Origin of the sequence: Shinella sp. (assembly GCF_052438155.1) — a bacterium.
Taxonomy (GTDB): domain Bacteria; phylum Pseudomonadota; class Alphaproteobacteria; order Rhizobiales; family Rhizobiaceae; genus Shinella.
On sequence record NZ_JBQVPI010000001.1, the window covers coordinates 603,903 to 629,398 of the forward strand.

Consider the following 25,496-nt stretch of genomic DNA (forward strand, 5'->3'; position numbering starts at 1 on the left):
AAATGGAAAACATGTTCCACATGCAGACGCTCCTGATCATCGCGGCCGGAGCGATCGCGACTTACCTGACCCGCGTGGGCGGCTATGTCTTCATCACGCGCATGAAGCGCATTCCGCCCCGGGCGGAAGCGGCGCTGAACGCCGTCCCGGCGGCCGTGCTCACCACGCTGGTTGCGCCGGCTGCCGTAACGGGTGGACTCGACGTGAGCCTGACGATGGCGATCGCCCTGCTTGTCGGGCTGCGCCTTTCGCTCCTGCCGATGCTGGGCATCGGCTGGATCGTCGTCATGGTCCTGCGTCACTTCATCGGCTGATCGGCGCAGTCGCCTTTTCGAGCCAGGTTTTCGTTGCGTCATCCGACAGCAGCGGCAGCAGCTTTTCACGCGTTTGCGCGTGATAGGCGTTGAGCCAGGCAAGTTCCTCGTCCGTCAGGAGCGCCGTCAGAATGAGGCGGCGGTCGATCGGGCAGAAGGTCAACGTTTCGAAGCTCGCCATATCGATGTCGCCACCCTCCACCGGGGCGGCTGGCAGAACGTGGATCAGGTTCTCGATGCGAATGCCGAAGGCGCCCGGGCGGTAATAGCCCGGCTCGTTCGAGAGGATCATGCCTTCGAGCAGCTCCTGCGTCGAAAGCCGTGAAATGCGCTGCGGGCCCTCATGCACGGAAAGATAGGAGCCGACGCCGTGGCCGGTGCCGTGGGCGTAATCGGCCCCTGCCTTCCAGAGCGCGATGCGGGCGAGCGGATCGAGGTCGCAGCCGCGCGTGCCCTTGGGGAAGCGCGCCGTGCTGATGGCGATCATGCCCTTCAGCACCAGCGTGAAGAAGCGCTTCTGCTCCTCCGGCACCGCGCCGATGGCGACCGTGCGGGTGATGTCCGTCGTGCCGTTGATATATTGCGCGCCGGAATCGATGAGGAACATCGTGCCGGGCTCGATGGTCGCATCGCTATCGGTCGTCACGCGGTAATGCATGATGGCGGCATGGGCGCCGGCGCCGGCGATGCTGTCGAAGGACACGTCCTTCAGTGGGTTCTGCTGGCGCTCGCCGACGCTGCGGCGAACCTCTTCCAGCTTCTTCGTGACGGCTATCTCGGTCTGCGAACCGGGTGTCGTGCTGTCGAGCCATGCCAGGAACTCGACCATCGCCGCGCCGTCCTGAAGGTGGGCGCGGGCAGAGCCCTGAAGCTCCACGGCGTTCTTGCAGGCACGGGGCAGGCGGGCCGGATCGATGGCTTCCACCAGCGTGCCGCCCTTGGCACGTACGATCTCGGCGAGCGCAAAGGGAGCCTGGTCGGGGTCGATGAGGATGCGCTTGCCCGCGGCCGCCAGCGCGGCAATGCGCTCGTCGAACTGCGATGGCGGCACGAGGTCGGCAAGCTGGGTGAGATAGGCTTCCTGTTCGATGCCGGTCTTGCGCTTGTCGAGGAAGAGGAGCGGCCGGCCGTCTGCCGGGATGATGGCGCGGGCGAGCGGATGCGGCGTGTGAGGCACGTCGCCGCCGCGGATGTTGAAGATCCAGGCGATCGAGGAGGGGTCGGTGACGGCGAGGACATCGGCGTCAGCGACAGTCGTCGCTTCAGCCATCCTCACCAGCTTGTCCCTGGCGAGTTCGCCGGCCTGGTCGATGGCCTGGATGGCGACGCGGCCGAGTGGTTCGGCCGGACGGTCGGTCCAGATGCGGTCGAGCGGATTGTGAGGCAGCAAGACGAGTGCGCCACCGACGCCTGACAGCGCCTTTTCCAGCCGTCGGACTTCCGCGCCGGTGTGCAGCCATGGGTCGACGCCGAGCCTGAAACCCTTCGGCGCGTGGTTCTGCAGCCAGAGATGCGGCGGCTCGCCGACAAGGTCTCCGCCGGTAAAGACGCTGCCGTCCACCTGCTCGACTAATTGCGTCACATAGCGGCCATCGACAAAAACAACCGCCTGATTGCGCATGACGAGTGCCACGCCCGCCGAGCCCGTGAAGCCGGTCAGCCAGGACAGGCGCTCGGCGGACGCCGGCACATATTCGCCCTGGTATTCGTCGGCGCGCGGCACGAGAAAGCCGTCAATGCCGAGAACATCGAATGCGGCGCGCAGCGCGTCTACGCGCTCGCGGCCGAACTGGGGCGTGGATTTGACGTCGAAACTCTGGAACATGGGAAGGCTTTCGATGAGGCTATGAATCGTGAAGGCAACTTAGCCCATCGGCCCTTCACGTCAAAGGCGGGAGAGGTAACGTTCCAGCAGTCTGGGGAAGGGGAAAGAGGTCTGGAATTGGACTTATGCAGATTGTGCATGGCACCCATGTGCCAAAAAGGCTTTCTCGAATTTCGGAATCGATTATAAGCGGCGCCAACGAAGCGAACGTAAAGCGCGCTTCAAGCGAAACGAAGTGAACCTTCCTCCAGTCCTTCGAATCGCAAACAGCTAGGTGTTCCGATCAGGCGTCTTGCCGGTCACTCCTCCTCCCTCCTCCGGGAAGGCGCTCGGAACACATAGGCCCGCTTGAGCGCTCCTCCTCCTCAAGCTCGCGGGCAGGTCGGCTTGCCGACCATAGGCGGTGCCTCTGGCACCGCCTTTTATTTTGTCCGCTTTTCTGACGCTTGACAGCGGGATGTGACCATCCCGCTGTCGTGGCGTGCCTTAGCGTCTGTTGTCGAGGTGGATCGTCACCCAGCCGTTGCGCCAGATGGTGTGCACATGGCGCAGGCCCGCGCCGTTATAGGCGGCCAGCACCTTCCAGCGCTGCGAGGCGAGGATGCCCGACAGGATGACGTCGCCACCTGGTGCGAGCTGGGCGGCAAGCTGCGGTGCCATGCGCATCAGCGGGCGGGCGAGGATGTTGGCGATGATGAGATCGAACGGGCCGTGGCGGCGGAAGGCGGTGGAATGGAAGCCGGGTGCGGTTTCCAGCGTGACGCCGGCGGCAATTCCGTTGAGGCGCACGTTTTCGCGCGCGACGCGGGTGGCGATCGGGTCAATGTCCGTGGCGAGAACCCGAGCGGGTGCGAGCTTGCGTGCGGCGATCGCCAGCACGCCGCTGCCTGTCCCAAGGTCAAGCACGCGTTTGACTCTGCGCGACCGCATGACGCTGAAGATCACCTCCAGGCAGCCCGCCGTCGTGCCGTGATGGCCGGTACCGAAAGCCTGCCCGGCTTCGATCTCGATGGCGATTTCACCGGGGCGGGCGGTGCCGCGGTCGTGCGAGCCATGTACGATGAAACGGCCGGCACGCACGGGCTTCAGGCCCTCCAGCGACTTGGCGATCCAGTCGATATCCGGCAGCACCTCGCGCTGGATCTCCGCATTGGGGAAATCCGTGGCGAGCAGCGCGGCGAAGCGGTCATGGATCTCCGCCTCGTCTTGCCGGAACATGTAGACGGAGGCTTCCCAGATATCGTTTTTCTCGTCGACCTCCATCGTCGCGATGGCGTAGCCTTCTTCTTCGAAGGCGTCGCTCATCAGCGAAAGCGCGATCTCGGAGCGCTTCTCGGTCGTGGAGATATAGAGGCGGATTTCGGCCACGGCTCGGGTCCCTGTTGTTTCAGGTCCGCCTAGCATGTCCGAAAGCCGAGGGCAAAGGCGGATTGCCCGCCTTCATGCTTATCTGCCTTGGCGCTTATCGCTTGATCAGGTTGGCAAGCTTCTCTTCGGCAACCTCGGCGTTCTCGCCATAGGCGATCGTGCCGATGAAGCGGCCGTCGGCGTCGAGCAGGAAGACGGAGGCCGAGTGATCCATCGTATAGTCGCCGTCGGGCTTCTTCTCGTCGAGCGGCACCTTGCGATAGTACACGCGAAAACCCTTGGCCATTTCCAGGACCTTGTCCGGCGCGCCGGAAATGCCGGTGATGCGCTTCGACACGTTGCCGACATATTGGCCGATGAGTTCCGGCGTGTCGCGTTCCGGATCGACGGTCACGAAATAGGCCTGGAGCTTGGAGCCGTCAGGATCGACCTTGGCGAGCCAGCCGTCGAGTTCGAACAGCGTCGTCGGGCAGACTTCCGGGCAATGGGTGAAGCCGAAGAACAGGGCGGTCGGCTTGCCGGTAAACGCCTTCTCGGTGATCGGCTTGCCGTCCTGTGCAACGAGCTCGAAGGGCACGCCGAACGGGCCGCCGGCGACCTGATCCTTGGTCTGGGTCATTTCCAGGGTCAGCCAGCCGAGCAGGGCCGCAACAAGGGCGACAGCGATCCAGAGTACGAGGCGCAGGGTCTTCATGGTGATCCTTCGAGAGCACGATGCGGCTATCGCCGCTTGCCGGTTTCATAGTCCTTCGTTTCGGGTCGCGCAAACGCGCCAATTGCCGCAATGGGAAGGAAGCCGGCCGGCTCGCGGGATTGTGATCAGAAGCACCAGGACATGCCGGACTCGGCAAGGCTCAGGAAAATCGCCGGACCGTGCTCCAGCCAGCCGGCAAAGGCTGCTTTGGCCGCCAGAACGCCGAGGCCGAGCGCAATCAGCGCGGCGAGCAAGGTTGTATATCGGCGGCGTTTGTCCATGCGACGAGCCTAGCATGAAACGACTGGTTTTGGAACCGGGGCTGCCTCCCGCAACGCCAGGTATTCCGGCGCCGCAGAATTCATCAAATTTTGCTAAAATGCGAGTTTCAGCGTGCCCTCTTTAGGTTTTGTTTAATCTCTCTTTGTCACGGTCCCAATACGCGCAAGGGCCGGAATCGGCTCACCGGGCATGATGTCCGCCGACCGGGGGAGACGGCGAGAAGCGTATTTCACCCAGGATCCAGAAGGGATGCCGCGGCGAGGGCCGGGCTCGATCGGGCGAACCGCATCATGTCTCACGAAAATACAGCAAAGCGCAGGACCCTTTCCGTCAGTTCCCGTCTCGCAACGCTCGGCGCAGCCGCCTTCGTCGGCTTCGGCACGATGCTTGCGGCCGGGTGGCACGGCGGCACGACGATCCGCGACGCCTCCGAGGCCGCCGTCGGCATTCAGAACAAGGTCGACATCGTTCAGGCCATGCGGCTGGCGAATGTCGATCTCGTCCTGGTCGCGATGGACAGCATCATCGACCGCGAGGAAAAGGCCATCCAGCCGGAGCGGCTGAAGATCATCGAAGACTCTCTGAAAACGCTGAAGGAGGGTGCAGGCCCTGCCAAGGCGCTGGCTGCCGAACTTGGCAAGCCGAACATGCTCGATTCGCTCGAGGGGGATCTGCAACTGATCGAGAAGGCGATTTCCGTCGATCTCAAGAAGATGGTCGAAGACGGTGCGCCGTTTGAGGCCTTCTCAGCGCTCGACGACGCCATCGACGGTGGCGGCGAGCGTGTTACGGCAACATTGGGCGCGCTTGCCGGGGAAGGTTCGGGGCTGCTCGAAGCGCGCGTCAACGATGCGCAGCTCGCGTCCGCGCAGTCCCTCCAATACCAGATTGGCATCGGCCTCCTCGGCATGATTACGCTGCTTGGCCTGATCCTCTATCACGGCAAGAAACTGCGCGACGGCATCTTCGCCGTTCGCGACAGCATGAAGCGCATCCTTTCCGGCGACGTGAACACGCCAGTCGCTGCGACAGAACGGGGCGACGAGATCGGCGAGATGGCCCGATCGGCAGAAGCCTTCCGCGAGGCCGCCGTGGAAAAGCGTCAACTGGAACAGGCGAACGAAGACAGCCGCGCCCGCATCGAAACCGAACGGCACGGTCGCGAGACCGCGGCCCATGAGGACGAGCGGCAGGTGCGCGTGGCCGTCGAAGCGCTCGGTCGCGGCCTTAACCGTCTGTCCGAAGGCGACCTGACGGTCGCACTGCTCGATCCATTCCGCGCCGATCTCGAAAAGCTGCGCAGCGACTTCAACAACACCGTCGAACGCCTGCGCAACGTCATGGCCGATGTGAAGGACAATACGGGTTCCATCCAGTCGAACAGCGGCCAGATGCGTGCTGCCGCAGACGATCTGGCAAAACGGACGGAGCAACAGGCGGCCTCGCTGGAGGAGACCTCCGCCGCACTCGAAGAGATCATGACGACCGTGCGCACGGCGACCGTCCGCGCCGAAGAGGCCGGCCAGATGATCGATTCCACCAAGGCAAGTGCGGTGGAATCCGAACGCATCGTCAGCGACGCCATGTCGGCGATGGAGCGCATCGAAGGTGCCTCCAGCGAAATCGGCAAGATCATCAACGTCATCGACGAAATCGCCTTCCAGACCAACCTGCTTGCGCTCAATGCCGGTGTCGAAGCGGCACGGGCAGGGGAGGCCGGCAAGGGCTTTGCCGTCGTGGCCCAGGAGGTTCGCGAACTTGCCCAGCGGGCCGCCGGTGCCGCCAAGGACATCAAGAGCCTCATCACCCGCTCTTCGGAAGAGGTGAAGACCGGCTCGCGCCTCGTGCAGGCGACTGGCCAGTCGCTCGGCCGCATCGGCGGCGATGTGGTCCGCATCCACGAGCACATGGCTTCCATCGTTACCGCTGCCCGCGAACAGGCGAGCGGCCTCCAGGAAATCAACGTCGCCGTCAACCAGATGGACCATGTCACGCAGCAGAACGCCGCGATGGTCGAACAGTCGAATGCCGTAAGCCATACGCTGGCCCAGGACGCGGAAAACCTTACCCGTCTCGTCGGCCAGTTCCAGATCCACGAGGGCGTGCGCGCCTCCGTCGGTAGCCCGAGGGCGGCCTCCGCCGCCTCCCGTCCCGCCCCGTCTCCGGCAAGAAACCTTGTCTCCAAGGTTGCCGGGGCCTTCAAAAGCAATGCCGCGGTGAAGGGGAACTCCCTTGCCGTCGCAGAAAACTGGGAAGAATTCTGACATGTCCAACGCCATCAAGCAGTCCGGCGCCTATCTCGAAATCGTTTCCTTTCACCTCGCGGAGCAGGAATTCTGCATCGACATCATGGCCATCCGCGAAATCCGCGGCTGGGCGCCGGTGACGCCGATGCCGCATACGCCGCCCTACGTGCTCGGTCTCATCAACCTGCGCGGCGCGGTGATCCCGGTCATCGACATGGCCTGCCGCCTCGGCATGAAGATGACGGAGCCGTCCGAGCGCTCCGCCATTATCGTCACCGATATCGCCGGCAAGCTGGTCGGCCTGCTGGTCGAGCAGGTCTCCGACATGATGACCATCAAGAGCGAGGCCCTGCAGCCGGCGCCGGAAATCATTCCGGAAGCCCAGCGCGCCTTCTGCCGCGGCATCGTGGCGCTGGAGAAGTCGATGGTCTGCTTCCTCAACCTGGACACCGTCATCGCCGACGAACTCGCCCAGGCCGCCTAGTTCGCGGGCAGGGACGGAATTCGGGTTTGAGCACCTGGCCGATTTTCGGCCGGGTGCTTTCGGCTGTCTAAAGCTCTTTTTCAGGGCACTATCGTATATCAAGCATCCACAGCGCGTGTTGGCGTGCCATTTTATTCGGAACCAACCGAGGACGTTAACGTTTTATCCATGCTTCCCGTAAGAGAAACATTGGAGAAACGTTATGAAGAAGACTGTTACTATCGCTCTTGCTTCGCTTCTTGTCGTGTCGCCGGTTGCGGGTATCGCCTATGCTCAGGACACTACGGCGCCCATGACCTCTGACGGTCTGGCGACCGGCGCAATTGCGGCCGCCGATGTGAGCATCGTCCAGATTTCCACCCTGGAGGATGACAAAACGGAGACCGCCGAGGCCGAACGCCTGAAGCTGAAGGCAAACGATCCTTCGCAGATGGAGAAGGTCCAGACTGAACTGCAGTCAGACCCGGCGCTGCTCGAGACGCTGGCATCCAAGGACGTCCAGCTGCAGAACGTGGTTGAAATCAAGACGTCTGCAACGGGCGGCAAGATTGTCTACGTCAAGTAAGCCGCCATTCACCGCAAAAAGATGCCCCGGACCTTCAGGTGCCGGGGCGTTTTTTATGGCTTGCCGTTGGTCCAGGTAACGGTCTCGCCGTAGAGCGGGACGGTGGAGATCGACATTTTTGCAGACCCCTCCGTCAATTCGCGCGAATGGGCGAGGTAGATCAATGTGTCGTTCTTCTTGTCGTAGACGCGCGTGACGATCAGCGACTTCCAGATCAGCGACAGGCCGGACTTGAAGACTTCCTCGCCTTCGCGGTCGAGTTCGATATCGCCAATGGTGATCGGTCCGGTCTGCTGACAGGAGATGGCATTGTTCGACGGATCCTCGAACCAGTTGCCCTTCTTCAGGCGATCGATGACGCTGCGGTCGAAATAGGTGACGTGGCAGGTGACACCGGAGACCTCCGGGTCGGTCACCGCATCGATATAGATATCGTTGCCGATCCAGTCGACGCCGACCTTGCCAACGGTTTCGGCGGCCGCCGGCAGGGCGGCGAGCGCCAGAAGGCCGGCGGCGACGAGCGTGCGCAGGCGGGAAACGGATGGCTTGAGCGGCATGGCGGAACTCCTTGTTTCGCTTACACGTAAGGGACCGCCGGCAGCTTGCAAGACGTCCGTCAGGATTTTGCGGCGGCAATGGTTGCGCGCACGGCGTCCTTGTCGGTCAGGGTCAGTTCGTATTCCCGGTCCTTTTCGCTGCCGCCCATGCCGACATGCGGGTTGCGGAAGGCCATGCCGCTTGGAACGGTCGTAAGCGCCGCGAAGTGCATTTCGGTGAGGCCGGTCTCGTCGCGGACCGTCTGGATGTTGTCCGCATCGAGCGCGCCGCAGCCCATGATGACGATGCGGCCGGCGGCCTGTTCCACGGTGGCTTTCAGGATCGCGACGCCTTCGACCGCAGTATCGCGCTGGCCGGAGGTGAGCACGCGGTCGATGCCGCAACGGATCAGCGCTTCCAGCGCCTCGCGGGCATCGGCCGTCATGTCGAAGGCCCGGTGGCAGGTGACCGACATCGGCCGCGCGGCCTCGACCAGTGCTTTCGTGCGCGGCTCGTCGATCCTGCCATCCGGCGTCAGGCAACCGATGACGACGCCGGAGACACCCTCGTCGCGCAGCGCCTTGATGTCCTCCACCATGGTTTCGAACTCGGTGTCCGAATAGAGGAAGTCGCCGCCGCGCGGGCGGATGATGACATGGACAGGGATCTTTGCCGCCTTTACCGCGGCGCGGATCGTCGCGAGGCTCGGCGTCAGGCCACCCTCCACGAGGCTCGCGCACAGTTCCACGCGGTCGGCACCCGCCTCCTGGGCGGCGAGGAAACCGTCGATGCCTTCGACGCAGAGTTCGATGAGGGGCTTGGTCATGGTCGCTTCCGCAGTTTGGTCAGGCTTCGCGCCAGACGGTTTTCAGGAGCCGCAGCCAGTTTTCGCGGCAGAGTTTTGCAAGATCGTCTTCGCCGTAACCGGCAGAACGCAGTGCTTCGACCAGTGCCTGGCTGCCGGCGGCATCGCCGATGGCGGCGGGGATCGTGGCACCGTCGAAATCCGAGCCGAGCGCCACGCAGTCAATGCCCATGCGTTCGACCATGTGGTCGACATGGCGCACCATGTCGGAGAGCGGCGTATCGGCGTTTTCGAGCCCGTCCGCGCGCAGCATGGTGGTGGCGTAGTTGAGGCCGGCAATGCCCTTGCGCTCGCGGATCGCGTCGAGCTGGCGATCGGTGAGGTTGCGCGAGATCGGCGTCAGGGCATGGACGTTGGAATGGGTGGCGACGAGCGGCTGGGTGCTGGTTTTTGCGACGTCCCAGAAACCCTGCTCGGTGATGTGGGCAAGGTCAATCATGATGCCGAGGCGATCGCAGGCCTTGACCAGTTCGACGCCGGCATCGGTGAGGCCGGGGCCGGTGTCCGGCGAGGAGGGGTATGCAAAGGGGACGCCGTGGCCGAAGCGGTTGTGGCGGCTCCAGACCGGGCCGAGCGAGCGCAGGCCGGCCGCGTAAAACGCCTCCAGCGTGGAAAGGTCTTCTGCAATCGGCTCGCAGCCTTCGATATGCAGGACGGCGGCGAAGCGGCCGGCCGCCACGGCGGAGCGGATGTCCGCAGTGGAGCGGCAGATGGCGAGCGCCCCGGCGCGTTCCAGGCGGAAGGCGATGGCGGCCATTTCAATGGCGGTGTTGAGCGCGGCAGGCTGTTCCAGCGGTCCGACCATGCGGATATTGTAGTGGCCGTTCTCGTCGACCTCACGCGCGGGGTAGTCCTCGTTCGGCGGGATGAACATGGCGCAGAAACCACCGGCGAGACCGCCTTTTTTGGCGCGCGGGGCGTCGATATGGCCCTTGTCGGTGCCGTCCACGAATTCGGCGACCGGATCGGCGCCCTTTCGCGCGTTTTCCAGCAGGCGCAGGAGAACGTCGTTGTGGCCGTCGAAGATCAATTGCATGTGTCGCTCCTATCCTTGCCCGGCCGGTAGAGCCGATTCCGCCGCGGCCTGCAAGGACCGTGGCGTCCTCGTCAGGCGGCAAAGACCGGTGTGCCGGCGATCCAGGTGGAGAGGACGTTGACGTTGTCGTCGATGACGGCGAAGTCGGCATCGTGGCCGTGGGTCAGGCGACCCTTGCGGCCCGTCATGCCGATCGCTTCGGCCGGGTAGAGCGACGCCATGCGCAGCGCTTCCTCCAGGTCGAGACCGACATGATCGCGCATGTAGCGGATGCAGGACGCCATATCGATATCGGCGCCGGCGAGCGTGCCATCGGCGAGCGTCAGGCGGCCGCCCTCGCGGAAAATCTCGCGGCCGTTGAGGAAGAAGCTCGTCATGTCCGTTCCGATGGTCGACATGGCATCGGTGACGAGGAAGATGCGGCCGGGGCCGCGCTTCGCCCGAAGCGCCGCGGCAATCGAGGCCGGGTGGACATGGAAACCGTCGGCGATGAGGCCGGCATTGAGGTGGCCGAGATCGAGTGCCGCGCCGACCATACCGGGCTCGCGGTGGCCGAGCGGGCTCATGGCGTTGAACAGGTGGGTCATCATGCGTGCGCCTGCCTCGACCGCGGCGGCCGCGGTATCATAGCCGCAATCGGAATGGCCGAGGCTGACGGTGACGCCTGCCGCATGGAGCGCTGCGATCTGGGTGTTGGTGGCGTTTTCCGGCGCGAGCGTCATCAGCAGGGCATCGAGGCCCTTGCGGGCGTCGATGGTCCGGGCGAGGTCGGCGTCCTCCATCGGGCGGATGAGCGCCGGGTCGTGTGCGCCCTTGCGCGCGAGGGAGAGATGCGGGCCTTCCAGGTGGAGGCCGAGAAAACCCGGAACCGCCGCCTTTTGTGCGGCGAGGCCGGCGGTGATGGTTTGCGTCGTCACCGCGCGGTTGTCGGTGATCAGGGTCGGCAGTAGCCCGGTCGTGCCGAAGCGGGCATGGGCCGCGCAGATGGTGCGGATGCCTTCGAGGTCCGGCTGCTCGTTGAGCAGCACGCCGCCACCGCCATTGACCTGCAAATCGACAAAGCCGGGGACCAGCGAGAGCCCGTCCATCGGAACGGCCCGGGCATCGGCTGGTACGCCACGGCGCGGCACGATGGCGGCGACCTTGCCGTCATCGATCAGCAGCGCGCTGTTCTCGTGCCAGAGATCGCCGTCGAAAATGCGGGCGCCGGTAATGGCGGTGAGCGCTGTCATCGGGTTTCCGTCACTTTCTTGAGGTTGACCGGCTTGTCGGGATCGAGACCCTTGCCGCGCGACCAGGCTTCGACGAAGCCGTAGAAGGGCACGATGAGGGCGAGCGCGTCGGTGATCGGGTGGCCGGTGGCGACGAAGGGCAGTTTTCGCGCGCTTTTCGCGCCGGCGCCGGTGACGCAGGCGTAGGCGCCGCGCTCGGCCAGGCTGTCGGCCATGCCGGTGACGGAACCTTCCGCAGCATCCCGGGCGGCAAGTGCTATGACCGGGAAGGACGGGCCGACGAGGGCGACCGGGCCGTGCAGCACTTCCGCCGAGGAATAGGCCTCGGCATGCATGCCGGAGGTTTCCTTGAACTTCAGCGCGGCCTCGCTGGCGATGGCAAGGCCGGGGCCGCGGCCGAGCACGTAGAGCGACTGGGCGTCCTTGAGATCGCCGGCAAGCTCGGACCAGTCGAGGGCGACGGCCTTGGCGAAGTGTTCCGGCAGGTTTTTCACCGCGCGGTCGAGCGCGTCGTCGCCCGTCCATTCCGCCAGCACGGCGAGGCCGGCGACGATGGAATTCACGTAGGATTTTGTTGCGGCTACGCTGAGTTCGGGACCGGCGGACAGGTCGAGCGAATGCGAGCAGGCCTCCGAGAGCGGCGAGGGCAAGGTGTTGGTGAGCGCAATCGAGACCGCGCCGCCCTTCGTTGCGCCTTCGGCCATGGCGACGATATCAGGGCTTTTTCCCGACTGGGAGATGGCGATGGCAGCGCCGCCGCCGAGCTTCAGTTTGGCGCCGTAGATCGAGGCGAGCGACGGGCCGAGCGAGGCGACCGGCCGGCCGGCGGTCAGTTCGATGGCGTATTTCAGGAAGAGTGCGGCATGATCCGAGGAGCCGCGCGCGACCGTGACGAAGAATTGCGGATCCCGCTCGCGCAGCGCCTTGCCGGCGGCGGCAATGGCGCTTGCCGAGCCGCTCAGCAGCCGGGCAGCCGCTTCGGGGATCTCGTTGATTTCTTTGCGCATGTTGGTCTGCATGGAAGTCCCTTTGCGGTTGGCGCTCACGTCTCGGAGAGCGTGAGTTCGGCGACGAAATCGTAGGCGTCGCCGCGATAGATGGAGCGGGTGAATTCCACCACCCGGCCGGTACGGAGATAGGATACCCGCTCGATGGAGAGCCCGGCCGAACCGGCGGGAACGCCGAGCATGGCGGCGTCCGGATCCTTCATGTTGTAGGCGGAGATGCGCTGCACGGCGCGCACCGGGCGGCAGCCATGTTTTTCCAGCGCGGCATAGAGCGATCCCTGCACCTGCATCGGATCCGGCAGGAACTCGGAGGAAATGCAGGCGCGCTCGATGGCGAGCGGCATGTCGTCGGCAACGCGCAGGCGGCCGAGCCGGGCGACGAGCCCATCCGGCGGCAGGCCGAGCATCATCATCTCGTCCGGCGAGGGGTGGAAGAGGCCGCGGTCGAGCCATTCGGCGCGGGTGGTGAGGCCGCGCCGCGCCATGTCCTCGGTAAAGGAGGTGAGGCGCGAGAGCGACTGCTGCACCTTGGAGACAGGCTTTGCGACGAAGGTGCCGGAACCATGGCGGCGCACCAGCAGGCCGTCCTTGACGAGATCGTCGACCGCTTTGCGCACGGTGACGCGGCTGACATGGGCGTGGTCGGCGAGATCGCGCTCGGCCGGCAGGGCATCGCCGTAATTGAGCTTGCCGGAGGTGATCGCTTCTTCCAGCGTCTGGCGCAGCTTGACGTAAAGCGGGCCGGGCACGCCGGATTGCAGGCTTTCGGGTGAAAGGATCGCGGTGAGCGGCGTGGTCATGCGGCGGCTCCCGTTCGTTCCTTGCGGCGGTTGGCGGCGAGCGCCACGGCGCCGGTCAGGGCGTCGGCCTGGGCTTCAACCAGAATGGCGCGATGGTGCTCGGACAGCCAGTTCGGATAGAGCGGCGCCAGCCCGCCGAGCAGGCAGAGGCGCGGTGCGCCGGCCTGAGCCATGATGGCATCGAGGGATTCGTTGACCGCCGTTGCCCCCGCCTTGGCAATGGCGATGGCCTGTGGGTCGCCCTGACGTGCATGATCGAAGACGAGGGGCGCGAACCGGCCGAAATCGCCGGGCTTGGAGAGCCGTGCGAATTCGACGATGCCGCGCGGATCGTGTTTGAACTCTTCCAGCACGACGTCGGTGACCGGAGAGCGTGCGTGCACGCCGTCATGGGCGAGCAGGGCTTCCTGCAAGAGGGCGTGGCCGATGCGCGCGCCGCCGCCGAGATCGCCGACGGTAAAGCCCCAGCCGCCGATATAGCGCACGGTGCCGTTCTTGCGGCCCATGTAGATGGAGCCGGTGCCGAGGATCGCTACGGCGCCGTCCTCGTCGCCGATCGCGCCCTGCAGGGCGATCAGGCCATCAGAATCGATGTCGGTGTGACGGAAGGGCAGGCGGTCGTGCACATAGCGCGTGAGATCGCCGACATTGGTGCCGGCAAGGCCGAGAAACGCCGAGGCGCCATTGACGCTGGCCTCATCGAACCCGGCTTCGCGATAGGCGGCCTTGGCGGCTTCCGTGATGGAAATGATCGCATTGTTGGGGTCGGTCAGGATGTTGGCCGCGCCGCTCTTGCCGCGCCCGAGGATCGTGCCGTCCGGTCTTGCGACCGCCGCACGGCAACTCGTCCCTCCGCCGTCGATACCGAGAATGTAATCCGTCATGGGCACCTCCATGAGCAACGATACCAAAAAAATACCATTAACCAAGGGGTATGGTGGTATCGAAAATAAGCTTTCTTATATATTATTGATTTTGTTATATAAAAATATCTAACTGCAAAAAAGTGGTCTCAAAAATTAATTTCCTATGGACAATTGGTATTTTTTTGGCATTAATTTCGGGCAGAGGAGACACAACGATGGCTGCAGGCAAGACTGAAGGCAGGCACGATCAGGCAAGCGGGCTCGACGAACGTCAGCCCGTGGATGTGCTGAAAGTGCTTGCGGATGGGCAGAAGGCTGCGGCCGCCGTGGTCGACGGCGCGCTTGGCGATATTGCCGCTGCTGCCCGTCTTGCCGCCGATGCGTTGCTCTCCGGCGACCGCCTTGTCTATGTGGGCGCCGGCAGTTCCGGCCTGATGGCCATGGCCGACGCGCTCGAACTTCCCGGCACCTATGGCATTTCCCGAGATCGCATCGTCATTCTGCTCGCCGGCGGTGCCGCGAGTCTCGAAGACCTTGCAGGCGGATATGAGGATGACCGCGACCTTGCGGTTTCCGATGCCTCGCAGGCCGGTATCGGCCCCGGTGACTGCGTGATTGCTGTTTCTGCCAGCGGCAGTACGCCCTATGCGCTCGCCATCGCGGCCTACGCGAAGGAGAAGGGCGCACAGGTCGTTTCCTTCGCCAACAATCCCGGTGCCCGGCTGTTTGACGGCGCCGACGTCGCGATCCTGTTGCAGACGCCGCCGGAGGTGATTTCCGGCTCGACGCGCATGGGCGCGGGCACGGCGCAGAAGATCGCCTTCAACATGTTTTCCACGCTGGTCGGCATCCATCTTGGCCATGTGCACGATGGGCACATGGTCAATCTCAAGGCCGACAATATCAAACTGAAGGGGCGTGCCTGCCGTATCGTCTCCGACATTTCCGGTGTCGGGCTCGACGAGGCGGAGCGCCTTCTCGCGCGCTCCGAGGGGTCGGTCAAGGCGGCCGTGCTGCTCGCTGCGGGAGCTGAGGATGCCGGTGCCGCGCAGGCGGCGCTGGACCGGTCGGGGCAAAGTCTCCGCCGCGCCCTCAAGGCTCTCGGATAACAGTCTCAAAACGCGCTGCGGCGCATAAAAGGGGAGAATGACATGACACGCAACGCAATCAAGGGCCTGCTCCTTGCTTCGAGCATCCTCGGCACGGCCGGGTTTGCCCAGGCTGAGGACGTCACGCTGACCGTCGAAAGCTGGCGCAATGACGACCTTGCCATCTGGCAGGAAAAGATCATCCCGGCCTTCGAAGCCAAGAACCCCGGCATCAAGGTCGTCTTCGCGCCGACCGCGCCGACCGAATACAACGCCGCGCTCAACGCCAAGCTCGACGCCGGCTCCGCAGGCGATCTCATCACCTGCCGTCCGTTCGACGCGTCGCTGGAACTCTTCAACAAGGGTCACCTTGCCAGCCTGAACGATCTGCCGGGCATCGAGAACTTCTCCGACGTGGCAAAGGCCGCCTGGACGACGGACGATGGTGCGACGGCGTTCTGCGTGCCGATGGCCTCGGTCATCCACGGCTTCATCTACAACAAGGATGCCTTCGATCAGCTCGGCATCACGGTTCCGGCGACGGAAGCCGAATTCTTCGCAGCCCTCGACAAGATCAAGGCCGAAGGCAGCTTCATCCCGATGGCGATGGGCACGAAGGATCTCTGGGAAGCCGCAACCATGGCCTACCAGAACATCGGCCCGACCTACTGGAAGGGTGAAGAAGGCCGCAAGGCGCTGATCAAGGGCGAGCAGAAGCTGACCGACGAGGGTTGGGTCGAGCCGTTCCGCGTTCTCGCCAAGTGGAAGGACTATCTCGGCGACGGTTTCGAAGCCCAGACCTATCCGGACAGCCAGAACCTCTTCACGCTCGGCCGCGCTGCCATCTATCCGGCCGGCTCGTGGGAAATCGGCCTGTTCAACACGCAGGCGCAGTTCAAGATGGGGGCCTTCCCGCCGCCGGTCAAGAACGCCGGCGACACCTGCTACATCTCTGACCACAACGACATCGGCGTTGGCCTCAACGCGAAGGGCGCCAATCCGGAAGCGGCAAAGAAGTTCCTGACTTTCGTTGCCTCGCCGGAATTCGCCGACATCTACGCCAACTCGCTGCCGGGCTTCTTCAGCCTGAACTCGACCGCGGTGAAGATGGCCGACCCGCTGGCGCAGGAATTCGTGTCCTGGCGTGAAAAGTGCAAGCCGACGATCCGCTCGACCTACCAGATCCTGTCGCGCGGCACGCCGAACCTCGAAAACGAAACCTGGACGGAATCCGCCAACGTCATCAACGGCACCGATACGCCGGAAGTGGCCGCCGAGAAGCTCCAGAAGGGTCTCGACAGCTGGTACAAGCCGGCCAAGTAAGCGCCGGTTTCAGTCGCTGAATTCTGCTTGAGGAGCAGGGTTTCCCTGCTCCGGTCCTCTCCCCGCAACAGTCGGGGGGAGGGACTTTAGGCGGCGCGGCTCGACGTGACCGGCGCATGCCATATCCCTCCTTGTCCCGGTGGACAGAGGGTGCCGAAAGGCAAATTCGGGGCGCGACCCCGTTACTAATGTGTATGCTGAAATTGTCATGTGCGGTGAAGCCGCCGCGCAAGGCGTTCGCGTATGCGGATTTGAACGAACAACCATCAGAGGGGCAGGCTGGGCCATGAGCGACATACCTTCTACCCATGAAGCGACCGGGCTGATCAAGCGCCCGACGCGCTGGCATATCGGCGTGTTCCTGCTGCCGGCTTTCATCGTCTATTCGGCGGTCATGATCCTGCCGCTCATCGAGACGTTGCGCCTGTCCTTGTTCAACACGGTGGACGGCCAGTCGACCTTTGTCGGGCTTGGCAACTTCCAGGTGCTGTTCGGCGACGAGCGCTGGGCGGACGACTTCTGGAACGCGCTGAAGAACAACGTCCTCTTCTTCATCATCCACATGCTGGTGCAGAACCCGATGGGGGTGGCGCTTGCCGCCATGTTGTCGATCCCGAAGCTGCGCTTTGCCGCCGCCTATCGCACGGCGATCTTCCTGCCGACGCTGCTGTCCTTCGTGATCGTCGGCTTTATCTGGAAGCTCATCCTTTCGCCGATCTGGGGCGTCTCGCCCCACCTGATGGACCTCGTCGGCCTGAAGTCGTTCTTCGCGCCCTGGCTCGGCAAGCCGAACTCGGCGCTGATCGCCGTGTCGCTGATCTCCGTCTGGCAATATGTCGGCATCCCGATGATGCTGATCTATGCCGCGCTGCTCAACATCCCGGAAGAGGTGATCGAAGCGGCCGAATGCGACGGTATCACCGGCTGGAGCCAGTTCTGGAAGATCAAGCTGCCGCTGATCCTGCCGGCCATCGGCATCATCTCGATCCTCACCTTCGTCGGCAACTTCAACGCCTTCGACCTGGTCTACACCGTGCAAGGGGCGCTTGCCGGGCCGGATGGATCGACGGACATCCTCGGCACGCTGCTCTACCGCACCTTCTTCGGCTTCCAGCTTCAGCTCGGTGACCGCTCGATGGGGGCGACGATCGCAACGGTCATGTTCCTCATCATCCTTGCCGGCGTCTCGCTCTATCTCTTCGTCATCCAGCGGCGCATCCGCCGCTACCAGTTCTGATCGGGAGGGGCTGACATGTCTAAAGCACGCACTTCGCTTACCCGCACGGGGCTCGTCCACCTGGCGCTCCTCAGCTACGCGGCGATCTCGATTTTTCCGGTGTTCCTGACGCTCATCAACTCGATGAAAGATCGCAACGCGATCTTTCGTAACCCGATGCAGATTCCGACGCCGAAGACCTTCGATCTCGTCGGCTATTATACGGTGCTGGGTCAGGGTGACTTCGCCACCTACTTCCAGAACAGTTTTGTCGTCACGGTGGTTTCCATCGCGCTGGTGCTGCTGTTCGGCGCCATGGCCGCCTTCGCGCTCTCGGAATACCGCTTCCGCGGCAACACGCTGATGGGGCTTTACCTTGCCATCGGCATCATGATCCCGATCCGTCTTGGCACGGTCGCGATCCTGCAGGGCATGGTGGCGACGGGTCTCGTCAACACGCTGACGGCGCTGGTGCTGGTCTACACGGCGCAGGGCATTCCGCTCGCGGTCTTCATCCTGTCGGAATTCATGCGGACCGTCTCCGACGACCTCAAGAATGCCGGGCGCATCGACGGGCTTTCGGAATACTCGATCTTCTTCCGCCTCGTGCTGCCGCTGGTGCGGCCGGCCATGGCGACGGTCGCGGTCTTCACGATGATCCCGATCTGGAACGACCTGTGGTTCCCGCTGATCCTGGCGCCGAGTGAGGCAACCAAGACGGTAACGCTCGGCTCGCAGATCTTCATCGGCCAGTTCGTCACCAACTGGAATGCGGTGCTCGCCGCCCTGTCGCTAGCGATCCTGCCCGTGCTCATCCTCTACTTCATCTTCTCGCGGCAGCTGATCCGCGGCATTACCTCGGGAGCAGTCAAGTGAGTTCTGCCAATACCCCAATCCGCGTCCTGTCCGCCGGTCTCGGCAATATGGGCCGCAGCCACGCGCTCGCCTATCATGAAAATCCGGGTTTCGAGATCGTCGGGCTCGTCAACCGCTCGAAGGTTCCGGTGCCGGCCGGTCTGGAAGGCTACGAGATTCATCCGTCGTTCCTGGATGCCCTGACCGAGTTCAAGCCGGAACTCTGCTCGATCAGCACCTATTCGGACAGCCATGCCGAATACGCGATTACGGCGATGGAAGCCGGTGCGCATGTCTTCCTCGAAAAGCCGCTGGCGACGACGGTGGCGGATGCGGAGCGGGTCGTGGCCTGTGCGAAAGCCAACGGCCGCAAGCTCGTCGTCGGCTATATCCTGCGCCATCATCCCTCCTGGGTGCGGCTCATCGAGGAGGCCCGCAAGCTCGGCGGTCCCTACGTCTTCCGCATGAACCTGAACCAGCAGTCGAGCGGGCCGACCTGGGCGACCCACAAGGCGCTGATGCAGACCACCCCGCCGATCGTCGACTGCGGCGTGCACTATGTCGACGTGATGTGCCAGATCACCGATGCCAAGCCGGTCGAGGTCCGTGGCATGGGCCTGCGGCTCTCCAACGAGATCGCGCCGGACATGTACAATTACGGCCATCTCCAGGTGCTGTTCGACGACGGTTCGCTCGGTTGGTACGAGGCGGGCTGGGGGCCAATGATCTCCGAGACGGCCTTCTTCGTGAAGGACGTCATGTCGCCGAACGGCTCGGTCTCGATCGTCATGGATCCGAATGCCAAGTCGGACGATATCGACACGCACACCAAGACGGCGGTCATCCGCGTTCACAACGCGGCGACGGGGCCGAACGGCAAGTTCCTTGCGCCGGACGAGGACCTGAAAATGGCGGGCGAGCCCGGTCACCAGGAACTGTGCGACCGCGAACAGGCTTTCGTGCTGAAGGCCATCCGTGAGGACATCGACCTCTCGCGGCACATGGACGATGCAGTGCAGTCGCTGAGGATCTGCCTGGCGGCTGACGAAAGTGTCAGAACCGGTCAAACGGTCAAGCTTTAAGGGGAAATCAGGTGGGCTCTCTTCAACTTAAATCCATACGCAAGTCCTTCGGCACCGTCGACGTGATCAAGGGCATCGACCTTGACGTGAAGGACGGTGAATTCGTCATCTTCGTCGGTCCCTCGGGCTGCGGGAAATCGACGTTGCTGCGCATCATCGCCGGCCTTGAGGATGCGACCTCCGGCTCGATCACCATCGATGGCGCGGAAGTCGTGACCGTGCCGCCCGCCAAGCGCGGCATCGCCATGGTGTTCCAGTCCTATGCGCTCTATCCGCACCTGACGGTCAAGGACAATATGGGTCTCGGCCTCAAGCAGGCGGGCACCCCGAAGGCGGAGATCGAACAGCGCGTCGATAAGGCGTCATCCATGTTGTCGCTGGAAAAGTACCTGGCGCGCCGCCCGGCGGAACTGTCCGGCGGCCAGCGCCAGCGCGTCGCTATCGGCCGCGCCATCGTGCGCGAGCCGAAACTGTTCCTGTTCGACGAGCCGCTCTCCAACCTCGATGCGGCGTTGCGCGTCAACACCCGCCTTGAGATCGCCCGGCTGCACCGGGAGCTGAAGGCCACGATGATCTACGTCACGCACGACCAGGTCGAGGCGATGACGCTGGCGGACAAGATCGTGGTGCTGGATGCTGGTGTCATCCAGCAGATCGGCTCGCCGATGGAACTCTACAACCGCCCGTCCAACCTCTTCGTTGCCGGGTTCATCGGTTCGCCGAGCATGAACTTCATCGATGCGGGGCGCGTCGGCGTGACGGATGCGAAGACCATTGGCGTGCGCCCGGAGCACCTTGCACTGTCGCGTGACAACGGTGACTGGAAGGGCAAGGTGGTGCATGTCGAGCACCTCGGCGCCGACACGATCGTCTACCTCGAGTCGGACAAAGTCGGCCTGGTAACCGTCCGCCTGTTCGGCGAACATCACTATGCGGTGGACGACATCGTCTTCGCCACGCCAGCGGCTGGCCAGACACATCGCTTCGATGCGAATGGGCAGGCAATACGTTGAGGCCCCTCATAACAAGTCCGTGATCGGAGTGGATTGCGGTAGATCGTGCCGTGGTCTACGGTTGTCAAACGTCAGAAACTAACATACAGCCTTGTTTGTATGTTGCGAAGCGGTGGTCTTGCGATCACCGCATCGACTCGTTTTTTGCACCCTGCCGCCATCCCAGCCGGCATTGCCTATGGAAGAACCCATGCGTTTCACGAGACCGATTTCGATTGTGACCTTTGGCGCCCTTTTGATTCTCGCCGGCTGCCAGGACGAGCAGGCGCCGCAGGCGGGCTTTGCCTTTCCGCCGCCGGAAGTGTCCGTCACCACCGTGAAGGCCGAGGATGTGCCGATCACCAACGACCTGCCGGGCCGCATTGCTGCGACCCGCATCGCGGAGGTCCGTCCGCGGGCGACCGGCATCATCATCGAGCGCATCTTCGAGCAGGGCTCGCAGGTGAAGGAAGGCGACGTGCTCTATCGCATCGACCCGGCCTCGTTCCAGCTTCAGGTCAACAGCGCCGAGGCGACGTTGCGCCGTGCCAAGGCCGTGCAGGCCCAGGCACGCAACACGGCCGACCGCCAGGAGCAGCTGCGCAAGTCGAATGTCGCTTCCGCACAGGCCTATGACGACGCCGTTGCCCAGCTCGCACAGGCGGATGCCGATGTTGCCATCGCCGAGGCCAGCCTCGCGACCGCCAAGCTCAATCTGGCTTATACCGACGTCAAGGCGCCGATCAGCGGCCGCATCGGCCGCGCGCTCATCACCGAGGGCGCGCTGGTTTCGGCGAACGGCACCGAAAACCTTGCGACCATCCAGCAGCTCGACCCGGTCTATGCCGACTTCACCCAGTCAGCGACCGACCTGATGCGCCTGCGTAAGGCGCTGGAGGACGGCGACCTGATGGCCGAAAACAATTCGGCCGACGTCAAGCTGATGCTCGACGACGGTTCCGTGTACCCGCATTCGGGCAAGCTGCTGTTCTCTGAAGCCGCCGTTGACGAGACGACGGGCCAGGTGACGCTGCGCGGTGAATTCCCGAACCCGGACGGCGATCTTCTGCCGGGCATGTATGTGCGCGTGCAGATCGTGCAGGGCATCGAACGCAACGCCGTGCTCGTGCCGCAGCAGGCCGTGCAGCGCGACAGCGCCGGCGGCGCGCTCGTCTACGTGGTCAGCGCCGACAACAAGGCCGGTACCCGCAACGTTCGCGTCGGCCGTGCGGCCGGCACGCGCTGGGTCATTACGGACGGCCTGAAGGACGGTGAGAAGATCATCGTCGAAGGCTTCCAGAAGGTTCAGCCGGGCGGCGAAGTCGTGCCGACAAACTGGGACCCGAATGCGGTGGCCAAAGCTGCCGAGGGCGAGGCTGGCAAGGCCGAGGGCGCTGAAGGTGCTGCCAAGACCGGCGAGGCCGACAAGGCTGCGGGCGGCGAGGGTGCTGTCCAGACCGGCGAGGCCGACAAGGCCGCAGGCGGCGAGGGTGCTGCAAAGACCGAACAGACCGAACAGGCGAAGTAAGGATCTGAACGATGCCCAGTTTTTTCATCGACAGGCCGATTTTCGCCTGGGTCGTCGCGATCTTCATCATGATCGCCGGCGCCATCGCCATCCCGCTTCTACCGATCGCGCAGTACCCGGACGTCGCGCCGCCACAGATCACGGTGTCGACGTCCTATTCCGGCGCATCCTCGCAGGATACCTACCAGAGCGTCACCAAGCTCATCGAGGATGAGCTGAACGGCGTCGAGGGCATGCTTTATTTCGAGTCGACCTCGGATGCCGCAGGGTCCGCGCAGATCAACATCACCTTTGCGCCCGGCACCGATCCGAGCCAGGCGTCGGTCGACGTACAGAACCGCGTCAGCCGCGTCGAACCGCGTCTTCCCGATGCGGTGCGCCGCCAGGGCGTGACGGTCGAAGAGGCCGGTTCCGGCTTCCTCCTGATCGTCGCGCTGACCTCCACCGATGGCTCGATGGATGCCATCAGCCTCGGTGACTATGTCAACCGCAACATCCTCAGCGAAGTTCAGCGCGTGCCGGGCGTCGGCCGTGCGCAGCTCTTCGCCACGCAGCGTTCCATGCGCATCTGGCTCGATCCGGACAAGATGCTCGGCCTCAACCTGACGGCCGCGGACGTCAATGCCGCCATCCAGGCACAGAACGCCCAGATTGCCGCCGGCAGCATCGGCGCGCAGCCGAACCCGATCACCCAGCAGATCGCGGCTCCCGTCAACATCAAGGGCCAGCTGACGACGCCGGAAGAGTTCGGCGCCATCGTGCTTCGTGCCAATGCGGACGGTTCGGCCGTGCGCCTGCGCGACGTTGCCCGGGTCGAAGTGGGCGGCGAGAGCTATTCCTTCTCGACGCGCCTCAACGGCAAGCCTTCGGCAGCCGTCGCCGTACAGCTTTCGCCGACCGGCAATGCCATGGCGACGTCCGACGCGATCAAGGCCCGCATGGAGGAACTGTCAAAATTCTTCCCGCCGGGCCTCGAATATTCGACGCCGTATGACACCTCGCCCTTCGTGAAAGTGTCGATCGAGAAGGTTCTGCACACGCTGCTCGAAGCCGTCGGCCTCGTGTTCCTCGTGATGTTCCTGTTCCTGCAAAACATCCGCTACACGATCATCCCGACGCTGGTCGTTCCCGTCGCACTTCTCGGCACCTGTGCCGTCATGCTCGCCATGGGATTCTCAATCAACGTGCTGACCATGTTCGCCATGGTGCTCGCCATCGGCATTCTCGTCGACGATGCGATCATTGTCGTGGAGAACGTCGAGCGCATCATGTCGGAAGAGGGCCTGCCGCCCAAGGAGGCGACCCGCAAGGCGATGAAGCAGATCACCGGCGCCGTCATCGGCATCACGCTGGTGCTCGCCTCGGTGTTCATCCCGATGGGCTTCTTCCCGGGTGCGGTGGGCGTCATCTACCAGCAGTTCTCGCTGACCATGGTCGTCTCGATCCTGTTCTCGGCGTTCCTGGCACTCTCGCTGACGCCGGCGCTTGCCGGTAGCTTCCTGAAGCAGGTTCCGAAGGGGCATCACCAGGTCAAGCGCGGTTTCTTCGGCTGGTTCAACCGCGGCTTCGACAAGACGTCGAAGAAGTATAGCGGCAGCGTCAGCTGGCTGATCCGGCGCACCGGCCGGGTCATGGTGATCTACCTCGCCATCCTCGTGGCTCTCGGCTACCTGTTCATGAAGCTGCCGTCCTCGTTCCTGCCGGATGAAGACCAGGGCTTTGCCATCGTCATGATGCAGCTTCCTTCCGAAGCGACCGGACACCGTACGGACGAGGTGCTGTCGCAGGTCGAGCACATCTTCGGCCAGGAACCGGCCGTGGAGACGATCGTCGGCATCAACGGCTTCTCGTTCTTCGGTTCGGGTCAGAACGCCGGTCTTGCCTTCGTGACGCTGAAGGACTGGAGCGAGCGCGGGCCGGAAAACTCGGCGCAGGCGATTGCCGGACGCGCCAGCATGGCGATGAGCCAGATCAAGGATGCGATCAGCTTCGCGCTGTCGCCGCCGCCGATCCAGGGTCTCGGCACGACGGGCGGTTTCTCGTTCCGTCTGCAGGACCGTGCCGGCCTCGGCCAGCAGGCGCTCTCGGCCGCAAGCGCTCAGCTTCTCGGCCTCGCGGCCCAGAGCAATGTCGTGGCGGGCGTGCGCGTTGAAGGCATGCCGGATGCGGCGCAGGTCAATGTCATCATCGATCGCGAGAAGGCCAACACCTTCGGCGTGACCTTCGCTGACATCAACTCGACGATCTCGACCAATCTCGGCTCGACCTATGTCAACGACTTCCCGAATGCCGGGCGCATGCAACGTGTGACGGTCCAGGCGGACCAGAACGAACGCATGCAGGTGGCCGATCTGCTGAACCTCAACGTGCGCAATTCGAACGGTGGCATGGTGCCGATCTCGGCCTTTGCGACCGCGGAGTGGGCGATGGCACCGACCCAGACGGTCGGCTACAACGGCTACCCGTCCGTCCGGTTCAGCGGTGATACGAAGCCGGGCTTCTCGTCCGGTGACGCGATTGCCGAGATGCAGCGGCTCGCCTCCCAGCTCCCGCCGGGCTTCGGTTACGAGTGGACGGGGCAGTCTCTGCAGGAAATCCAGTCCGGTTCGCAGGCGCCGATCCTCGTCGGCCTCTCGATCCTCCTGGTATTCCTGTGCCTTGCAGCGCTCTATGAAAGCTGGTCGATCCCGTTCGCGGTCATCCTGGTGGTGCCGCTCGGCGTCATCGGTTCGGTCCTCGCAGTCACGATGCGCGACATGTCGAACGACGTGTACTTCAAGGTGGGCCTGATCGCGATCATCGGCCTGTCGGCGAAGAACGCCATCCTGATCATCGAGTTCGCCAAGGAACTGATGGAGGACGGCAAGTCGCTGATCGATGCGACCATCGAGGCTTGCCATCTGCGCTTCCGCCCGATCCTGATGACTTCGCTTGCCTTCACGCTCGGTGTTCTGCCGCTCGCGATCGCGACGGGCGCAAGCTCTGGCAGCCAGCGCGCCATCGGTACCGGCGTGATGGGCGGCATGATCACCGCAACCGTGCTCGCCATCTTCTTCGTGCCGGTCTTCTTCGTCTTCGTGATGAAGCTGTTCGGCTACGGGAAAAAGAAGGAGGAGCCGGCTCCGGCGGCAACCAGCCCGGCGGAGTAGGCACCATGCGCCGGACCAAGGCAGAGGCCAAGGAAACCCGCCAGCAGATCCTGCTGGCGGCTGAAAAGGTCTTCTACGAAAAGGGTGTCGCCCATGCCTCGATGGAGGATGTGGCGCGCGCCCCGGGAGGTACCCCCCGCGC

23 protein-coding genes and 1 pseudogene are annotated in these 25,496 nt (G+C 63.8%); 13 read left to right on the forward strand and 11 right to left on the reverse strand.

The features are described from left to right. The first annotated feature begins 2 nt into the window (after positions 1 to 2). Positions 3 to 314 carry an AzlD family protein gene (locus ACT6VE_RS02785; RefSeq protein WP_444797092.1) on the forward strand — a complete coding sequence of 104 codons (312 nt, stop codon included), beginning with the start codon at positions 3 to 5 and terminating at the stop codon, positions 312 to 314. Here the strand turns inward: ACT6VE_RS02785 and ACT6VE_RS02790 are convergent. The 4 genes from ACT6VE_RS02790 to ACT6VE_RS02805 form a co-directional block, all read right to left on the reverse strand. Continuing rightward, positions 304 to 2,139: an aminopeptidase P family protein gene (locus ACT6VE_RS02790; RefSeq protein WP_444797093.1), complete on the reverse strand. Its 1,836-nt coding sequence runs from the start codon at positions 2,137 to 2,139 to the stop codon at positions 304 to 306. The genes ACT6VE_RS02785 and ACT6VE_RS02790 overlap by 11 nt on opposite strands. A gap of 486 nt (positions 2,140 to 2,625) precedes the next feature. Then, positions 2,626 to 3,507, reverse strand: a complete 882-nt coding sequence (locus tag ACT6VE_RS02795; RefSeq protein WP_444797094.1) for a 50S ribosomal protein L11 methyltransferase — start codon at positions 3,505 to 3,507, stop codon at positions 2,626 to 2,628. Positions 3,508 to 3,601: 94 nt separating this feature from the next. Then, positions 3,602 to 4,201: an SCO family protein gene (locus tag ACT6VE_RS02800; RefSeq protein ID WP_444797095.1), complete on the reverse strand. Its 600-nt coding sequence runs from the start codon at positions 4,199 to 4,201 to the stop codon at positions 3,602 to 3,604. 125 nt (positions 4,202 to 4,326) lie between these two features. Further along, positions 4,327 to 4,482: a hypothetical protein gene (locus tag ACT6VE_RS02805; RefSeq protein WP_444797096.1), complete on the reverse strand. Its 156-nt coding sequence runs from the start codon at positions 4,480 to 4,482 to the stop codon at positions 4,327 to 4,329. Between the two features lie 291 nt (positions 4,483 to 4,773). On the opposite strand from ACT6VE_RS02805, the gene ACT6VE_RS02810 reads away from it, so the two are divergent. From ACT6VE_RS02810 to ACT6VE_RS02820, 3 genes are all read left to right on the forward strand, one after another. After that, a complete protein-coding gene (locus ACT6VE_RS02810; protein WP_444797097.1) occupies positions 4,774 to 6,747 on the forward strand; it encodes a methyl-accepting chemotaxis protein in 1,974 nt (657 codons plus the stop codon). Between the two features lies 1 nt (position 6,748). Next, complete coding sequence (locus ACT6VE_RS02815) at positions 6,749 to 7,213, forward strand: chemotaxis protein CheW (RefSeq protein WP_069058342.1); 465 nt, start codon at positions 6,749 to 6,751, stop codon at positions 7,211 to 7,213. A 202-nt stretch (positions 7,214 to 7,415) separates the two neighbouring features. Next, the gene (locus ACT6VE_RS02820; protein ID WP_444797098.1) at positions 7,416 to 7,778 is read left to right on the forward strand and encodes a hypothetical protein; all 363 of its coding nucleotides are present in this window, start codon (positions 7,416 to 7,418) and stop codon (positions 7,776 to 7,778) included. A gap of 53 nt (positions 7,779 to 7,831) precedes the next feature. On the opposite strand, the gene ACT6VE_RS02825 is transcribed toward ACT6VE_RS02820, so the two are convergent. The 7 genes from ACT6VE_RS02825 to ACT6VE_RS02855 form a co-directional block, all read right to left on the reverse strand. Beyond that, complete coding sequence (locus ACT6VE_RS02825; RefSeq protein WP_444797099.1) at positions 7,832 to 8,335, reverse strand: CreA family protein; 504 nt, start codon at positions 8,333 to 8,335, stop codon at positions 7,832 to 7,834. Positions 8,336 to 8,394: 59 nt separating this feature from the next. Then, positions 8,395 to 9,141 carry a copper homeostasis protein CutC gene (locus ACT6VE_RS02830; protein WP_444797100.1) on the reverse strand — a complete coding sequence of 249 codons (747 nt, stop codon included), beginning with the start codon at positions 9,139 to 9,141 and terminating at the stop codon, positions 8,395 to 8,397. A gap of 19 nt (positions 9,142 to 9,160) precedes the next feature. Then, positions 9,161 to 10,216, reverse strand: a complete 1,056-nt coding sequence (locus tag ACT6VE_RS02835) for a dipeptidase (protein WP_444797101.1) — start codon at positions 10,214 to 10,216, stop codon at positions 9,161 to 9,163. Between the two features lie 71 nt (positions 10,217 to 10,287). Continuing rightward, positions 10,288 to 11,448, reverse strand: a complete 1,161-nt coding sequence (gene nagA, locus ACT6VE_RS02840; RefSeq protein ID WP_444797102.1) for an N-acetylglucosamine-6-phosphate deacetylase — start codon at positions 11,446 to 11,448, stop codon at positions 10,288 to 10,290. Further along, on the reverse strand, positions 11,445 to 12,467 hold the full coding sequence (locus ACT6VE_RS02845) for an SIS domain-containing protein (RefSeq protein ID WP_444797103.1): 1,023 nt from the start codon (positions 12,465 to 12,467) through the stop codon (positions 11,445 to 11,447). Before ACT6VE_RS02845 ends, nagA begins: the two co-directional genes overlap by 4 nt. A gap of 23 nt (positions 12,468 to 12,490) precedes the next feature. Continuing rightward, entirely contained in the window at positions 12,491 to 13,255 is a 765-nt protein-coding gene (locus ACT6VE_RS02850) for a GntR family transcriptional regulator (RefSeq protein ID WP_160856880.1), read from the reverse strand. Further along, on the reverse strand, positions 13,252 to 14,139 hold the full coding sequence (locus tag ACT6VE_RS02855; RefSeq protein WP_444797104.1) for a BadF/BadG/BcrA/BcrD ATPase family protein: 888 nt from the start codon (positions 14,137 to 14,139) through the stop codon (positions 13,252 to 13,254). Before ACT6VE_RS02855 ends, ACT6VE_RS02850 begins: the two co-directional genes overlap by 4 nt. A 197-nt stretch (positions 14,140 to 14,336) precedes the next feature. Between ACT6VE_RS02855 and ACT6VE_RS02860 the strand changes: the two genes are divergently transcribed. The 9 genes and pseudogenes from ACT6VE_RS02860 to ACT6VE_RS02900 all read left to right on the forward strand — a co-directional run. Continuing rightward, entirely contained in the window at positions 14,337 to 15,230 is an 894-nt protein-coding gene (locus ACT6VE_RS02860) for an N-acetylmuramic acid 6-phosphate etherase (RefSeq protein ID WP_444797105.1), read from the forward strand. A gap of 42 nt (positions 15,231 to 15,272) precedes the next feature. Further along, positions 15,273 to 16,532: an ABC transporter substrate-binding protein gene (locus ACT6VE_RS02865; RefSeq protein ID WP_444797106.1), complete on the forward strand. Its 1,260-nt coding sequence runs from the start codon at positions 15,273 to 15,275 to the stop codon at positions 16,530 to 16,532. Positions 16,533 to 16,818: 286 nt separating this feature from the next. Further along, a complete protein-coding gene (locus tag ACT6VE_RS02870; protein WP_444797107.1) occupies positions 16,819 to 17,769 on the forward strand; it encodes a carbohydrate ABC transporter permease in 951 nt (316 codons plus the stop codon). Positions 17,770 to 17,784: 15 nt separating this feature from the next. Further along, positions 17,785 to 18,624, forward strand: a complete 840-nt coding sequence (locus ACT6VE_RS02875; protein ID WP_069058354.1) for a carbohydrate ABC transporter permease — start codon at positions 17,785 to 17,787, stop codon at positions 18,622 to 18,624. Beyond that, positions 18,621 to 19,685 (forward strand): Gfo/Idh/MocA family protein, encoded by a 1,065-nt coding sequence (locus tag ACT6VE_RS02880; protein WP_444797108.1) that lies wholly within the window; start codon positions 18,621 to 18,623, stop codon positions 19,683 to 19,685. Before ACT6VE_RS02875 ends, ACT6VE_RS02880 begins: the two co-directional genes overlap by 4 nt. An 11-nt stretch (positions 19,686 to 19,696) precedes the next feature. Next, positions 19,697 to 20,698: an ABC transporter ATP-binding protein gene (locus ACT6VE_RS02885; RefSeq protein WP_444797109.1), complete on the forward strand. Its 1,002-nt coding sequence runs from the start codon at positions 19,697 to 19,699 to the stop codon at positions 20,696 to 20,698. 190 nt (positions 20,699 to 20,888) lie between these two features. Further along, on the forward strand, positions 20,889 to 22,205 hold the full coding sequence (locus ACT6VE_RS02890; protein ID WP_444797110.1) for an efflux RND transporter periplasmic adaptor subunit: 1,317 nt from the start codon (positions 20,889 to 20,891) through the stop codon (positions 22,203 to 22,205). 11 nt (positions 22,206 to 22,216) lie between these two features. Further along, positions 22,217 to 25,354 (forward strand): multidrug efflux RND transporter permease subunit, encoded by a 3,138-nt coding sequence (locus ACT6VE_RS02895; RefSeq protein ID WP_444797111.1) that lies wholly within the window; start codon positions 22,217 to 22,219, stop codon positions 25,352 to 25,354. A gap of 5 nt (positions 25,355 to 25,359) precedes the next feature. Beyond that, positions 25,360 to 25,496: pseudogene (locus ACT6VE_RS02900) on the forward strand (TetR family transcriptional regulator); the annotation flags it as partial.

Excerpts from the sequence above, each read along its gene's own strand:
- ACT6VE_RS02805 (WP_444797096.1), bottom strand. The coding sequence starts at position 4,482 with ATGGACAAACGCCGCCGATATACAACCTTGCTCGCCGCGCTGATTGCG.
- ACT6VE_RS02785 (WP_444797092.1), top strand. The coding sequence starts at position 3 with ATGGAAAACATGTTCCACATGCAGACGCTCCTGATCATCGCGGCCGGA.
- ACT6VE_RS02820 (WP_444797098.1), top strand. The coding sequence starts at position 7,416 with ATGAAGAAGACTGTTACTATCGCTCTTGCTTCGCTTCTTGTCGTGTCG.
- ACT6VE_RS02860 (WP_444797105.1), top strand. The coding sequence starts at position 14,337 with ATGGCTGCAGGCAAGACTGAAGGCAGGCACGATCAGGCAAGCGGGCTC.
- ACT6VE_RS02845 (WP_444797103.1), bottom strand. The coding sequence starts at position 12,467 with ATGCAGACCAACATGCGCAAAGAAATCAACGAGATCCCCGAAGCGGCT.
- nagA (WP_444797102.1), bottom strand. The coding sequence starts at position 11,448 with ATGACAGCGCTCACCGCCATTACCGGCGCCCGCATTTTCGACGGCGAT.
- ACT6VE_RS02800 (WP_444797095.1), bottom strand. The coding sequence starts at position 4,201 with ATGAAGACCCTGCGCCTCGTACTCTGGATCGCTGTCGCCCTTGTTGCG.
- ACT6VE_RS02870 (WP_444797107.1), top strand. The coding sequence starts at position 16,819 with ATGAGCGACATACCTTCTACCCATGAAGCGACCGGGCTGATCAAGCGC.
- ACT6VE_RS02875 (WP_069058354.1), top strand. The coding sequence starts at position 17,785 with ATGTCTAAAGCACGCACTTCGCTTACCCGCACGGGGCTCGTCCACCTG.
- ACT6VE_RS02815 (WP_069058342.1), top strand. The coding sequence starts at position 6,749 with ATGTCCAACGCCATCAAGCAGTCCGGCGCCTATCTCGAAATCGTTTCC.
- ACT6VE_RS02855 (WP_444797104.1), bottom strand. The coding sequence starts at position 14,139 with ATGACGGATTACATTCTCGGTATCGACGGCGGAGGGACGAGTTGCCGT.
- ACT6VE_RS02850 (WP_160856880.1), bottom strand. The coding sequence starts at position 13,255 with ATGACCACGCCGCTCACCGCGATCCTTTCACCCGAAAGCCTGCAATCC.
- ACT6VE_RS02890 (WP_444797110.1), top strand. The coding sequence starts at position 20,889 with ATGCGTTTCACGAGACCGATTTCGATTGTGACCTTTGGCGCCCTTTTG.
- ACT6VE_RS02790 (WP_444797093.1), bottom strand. The coding sequence starts at position 2,139 with ATGTTCCAGAGTTTCGACGTCAAATCCACGCCCCAGTTCGGCCGCGAG.
- ACT6VE_RS02830 (WP_444797100.1), bottom strand. The coding sequence starts at position 9,141 with ATGACCAAGCCCCTCATCGAACTCTGCGTCGAAGGCATCGACGGTTTC.
- ACT6VE_RS02865 (WP_444797106.1), top strand. The coding sequence starts at position 15,273 with ATGACACGCAACGCAATCAAGGGCCTGCTCCTTGCTTCGAGCATCCTC.
- ACT6VE_RS02835 (WP_444797101.1), bottom strand. The coding sequence starts at position 10,216 with ATGCAATTGATCTTCGACGGCCACAACGACGTTCTCCTGCGCCTGCTG.
- ACT6VE_RS02810 (WP_444797097.1), top strand. The coding sequence starts at position 4,774 with ATGTCTCACGAAAATACAGCAAAGCGCAGGACCCTTTCCGTCAGTTCC.
- ACT6VE_RS02825 (WP_444797099.1), bottom strand. The coding sequence starts at position 8,335 with ATGCCGCTCAAGCCATCCGTTTCCCGCCTGCGCACGCTCGTCGCCGCC.
- ACT6VE_RS02895 (WP_444797111.1), top strand. The coding sequence starts at position 22,217 with ATGCCCAGTTTTTTCATCGACAGGCCGATTTTCGCCTGGGTCGTCGCG.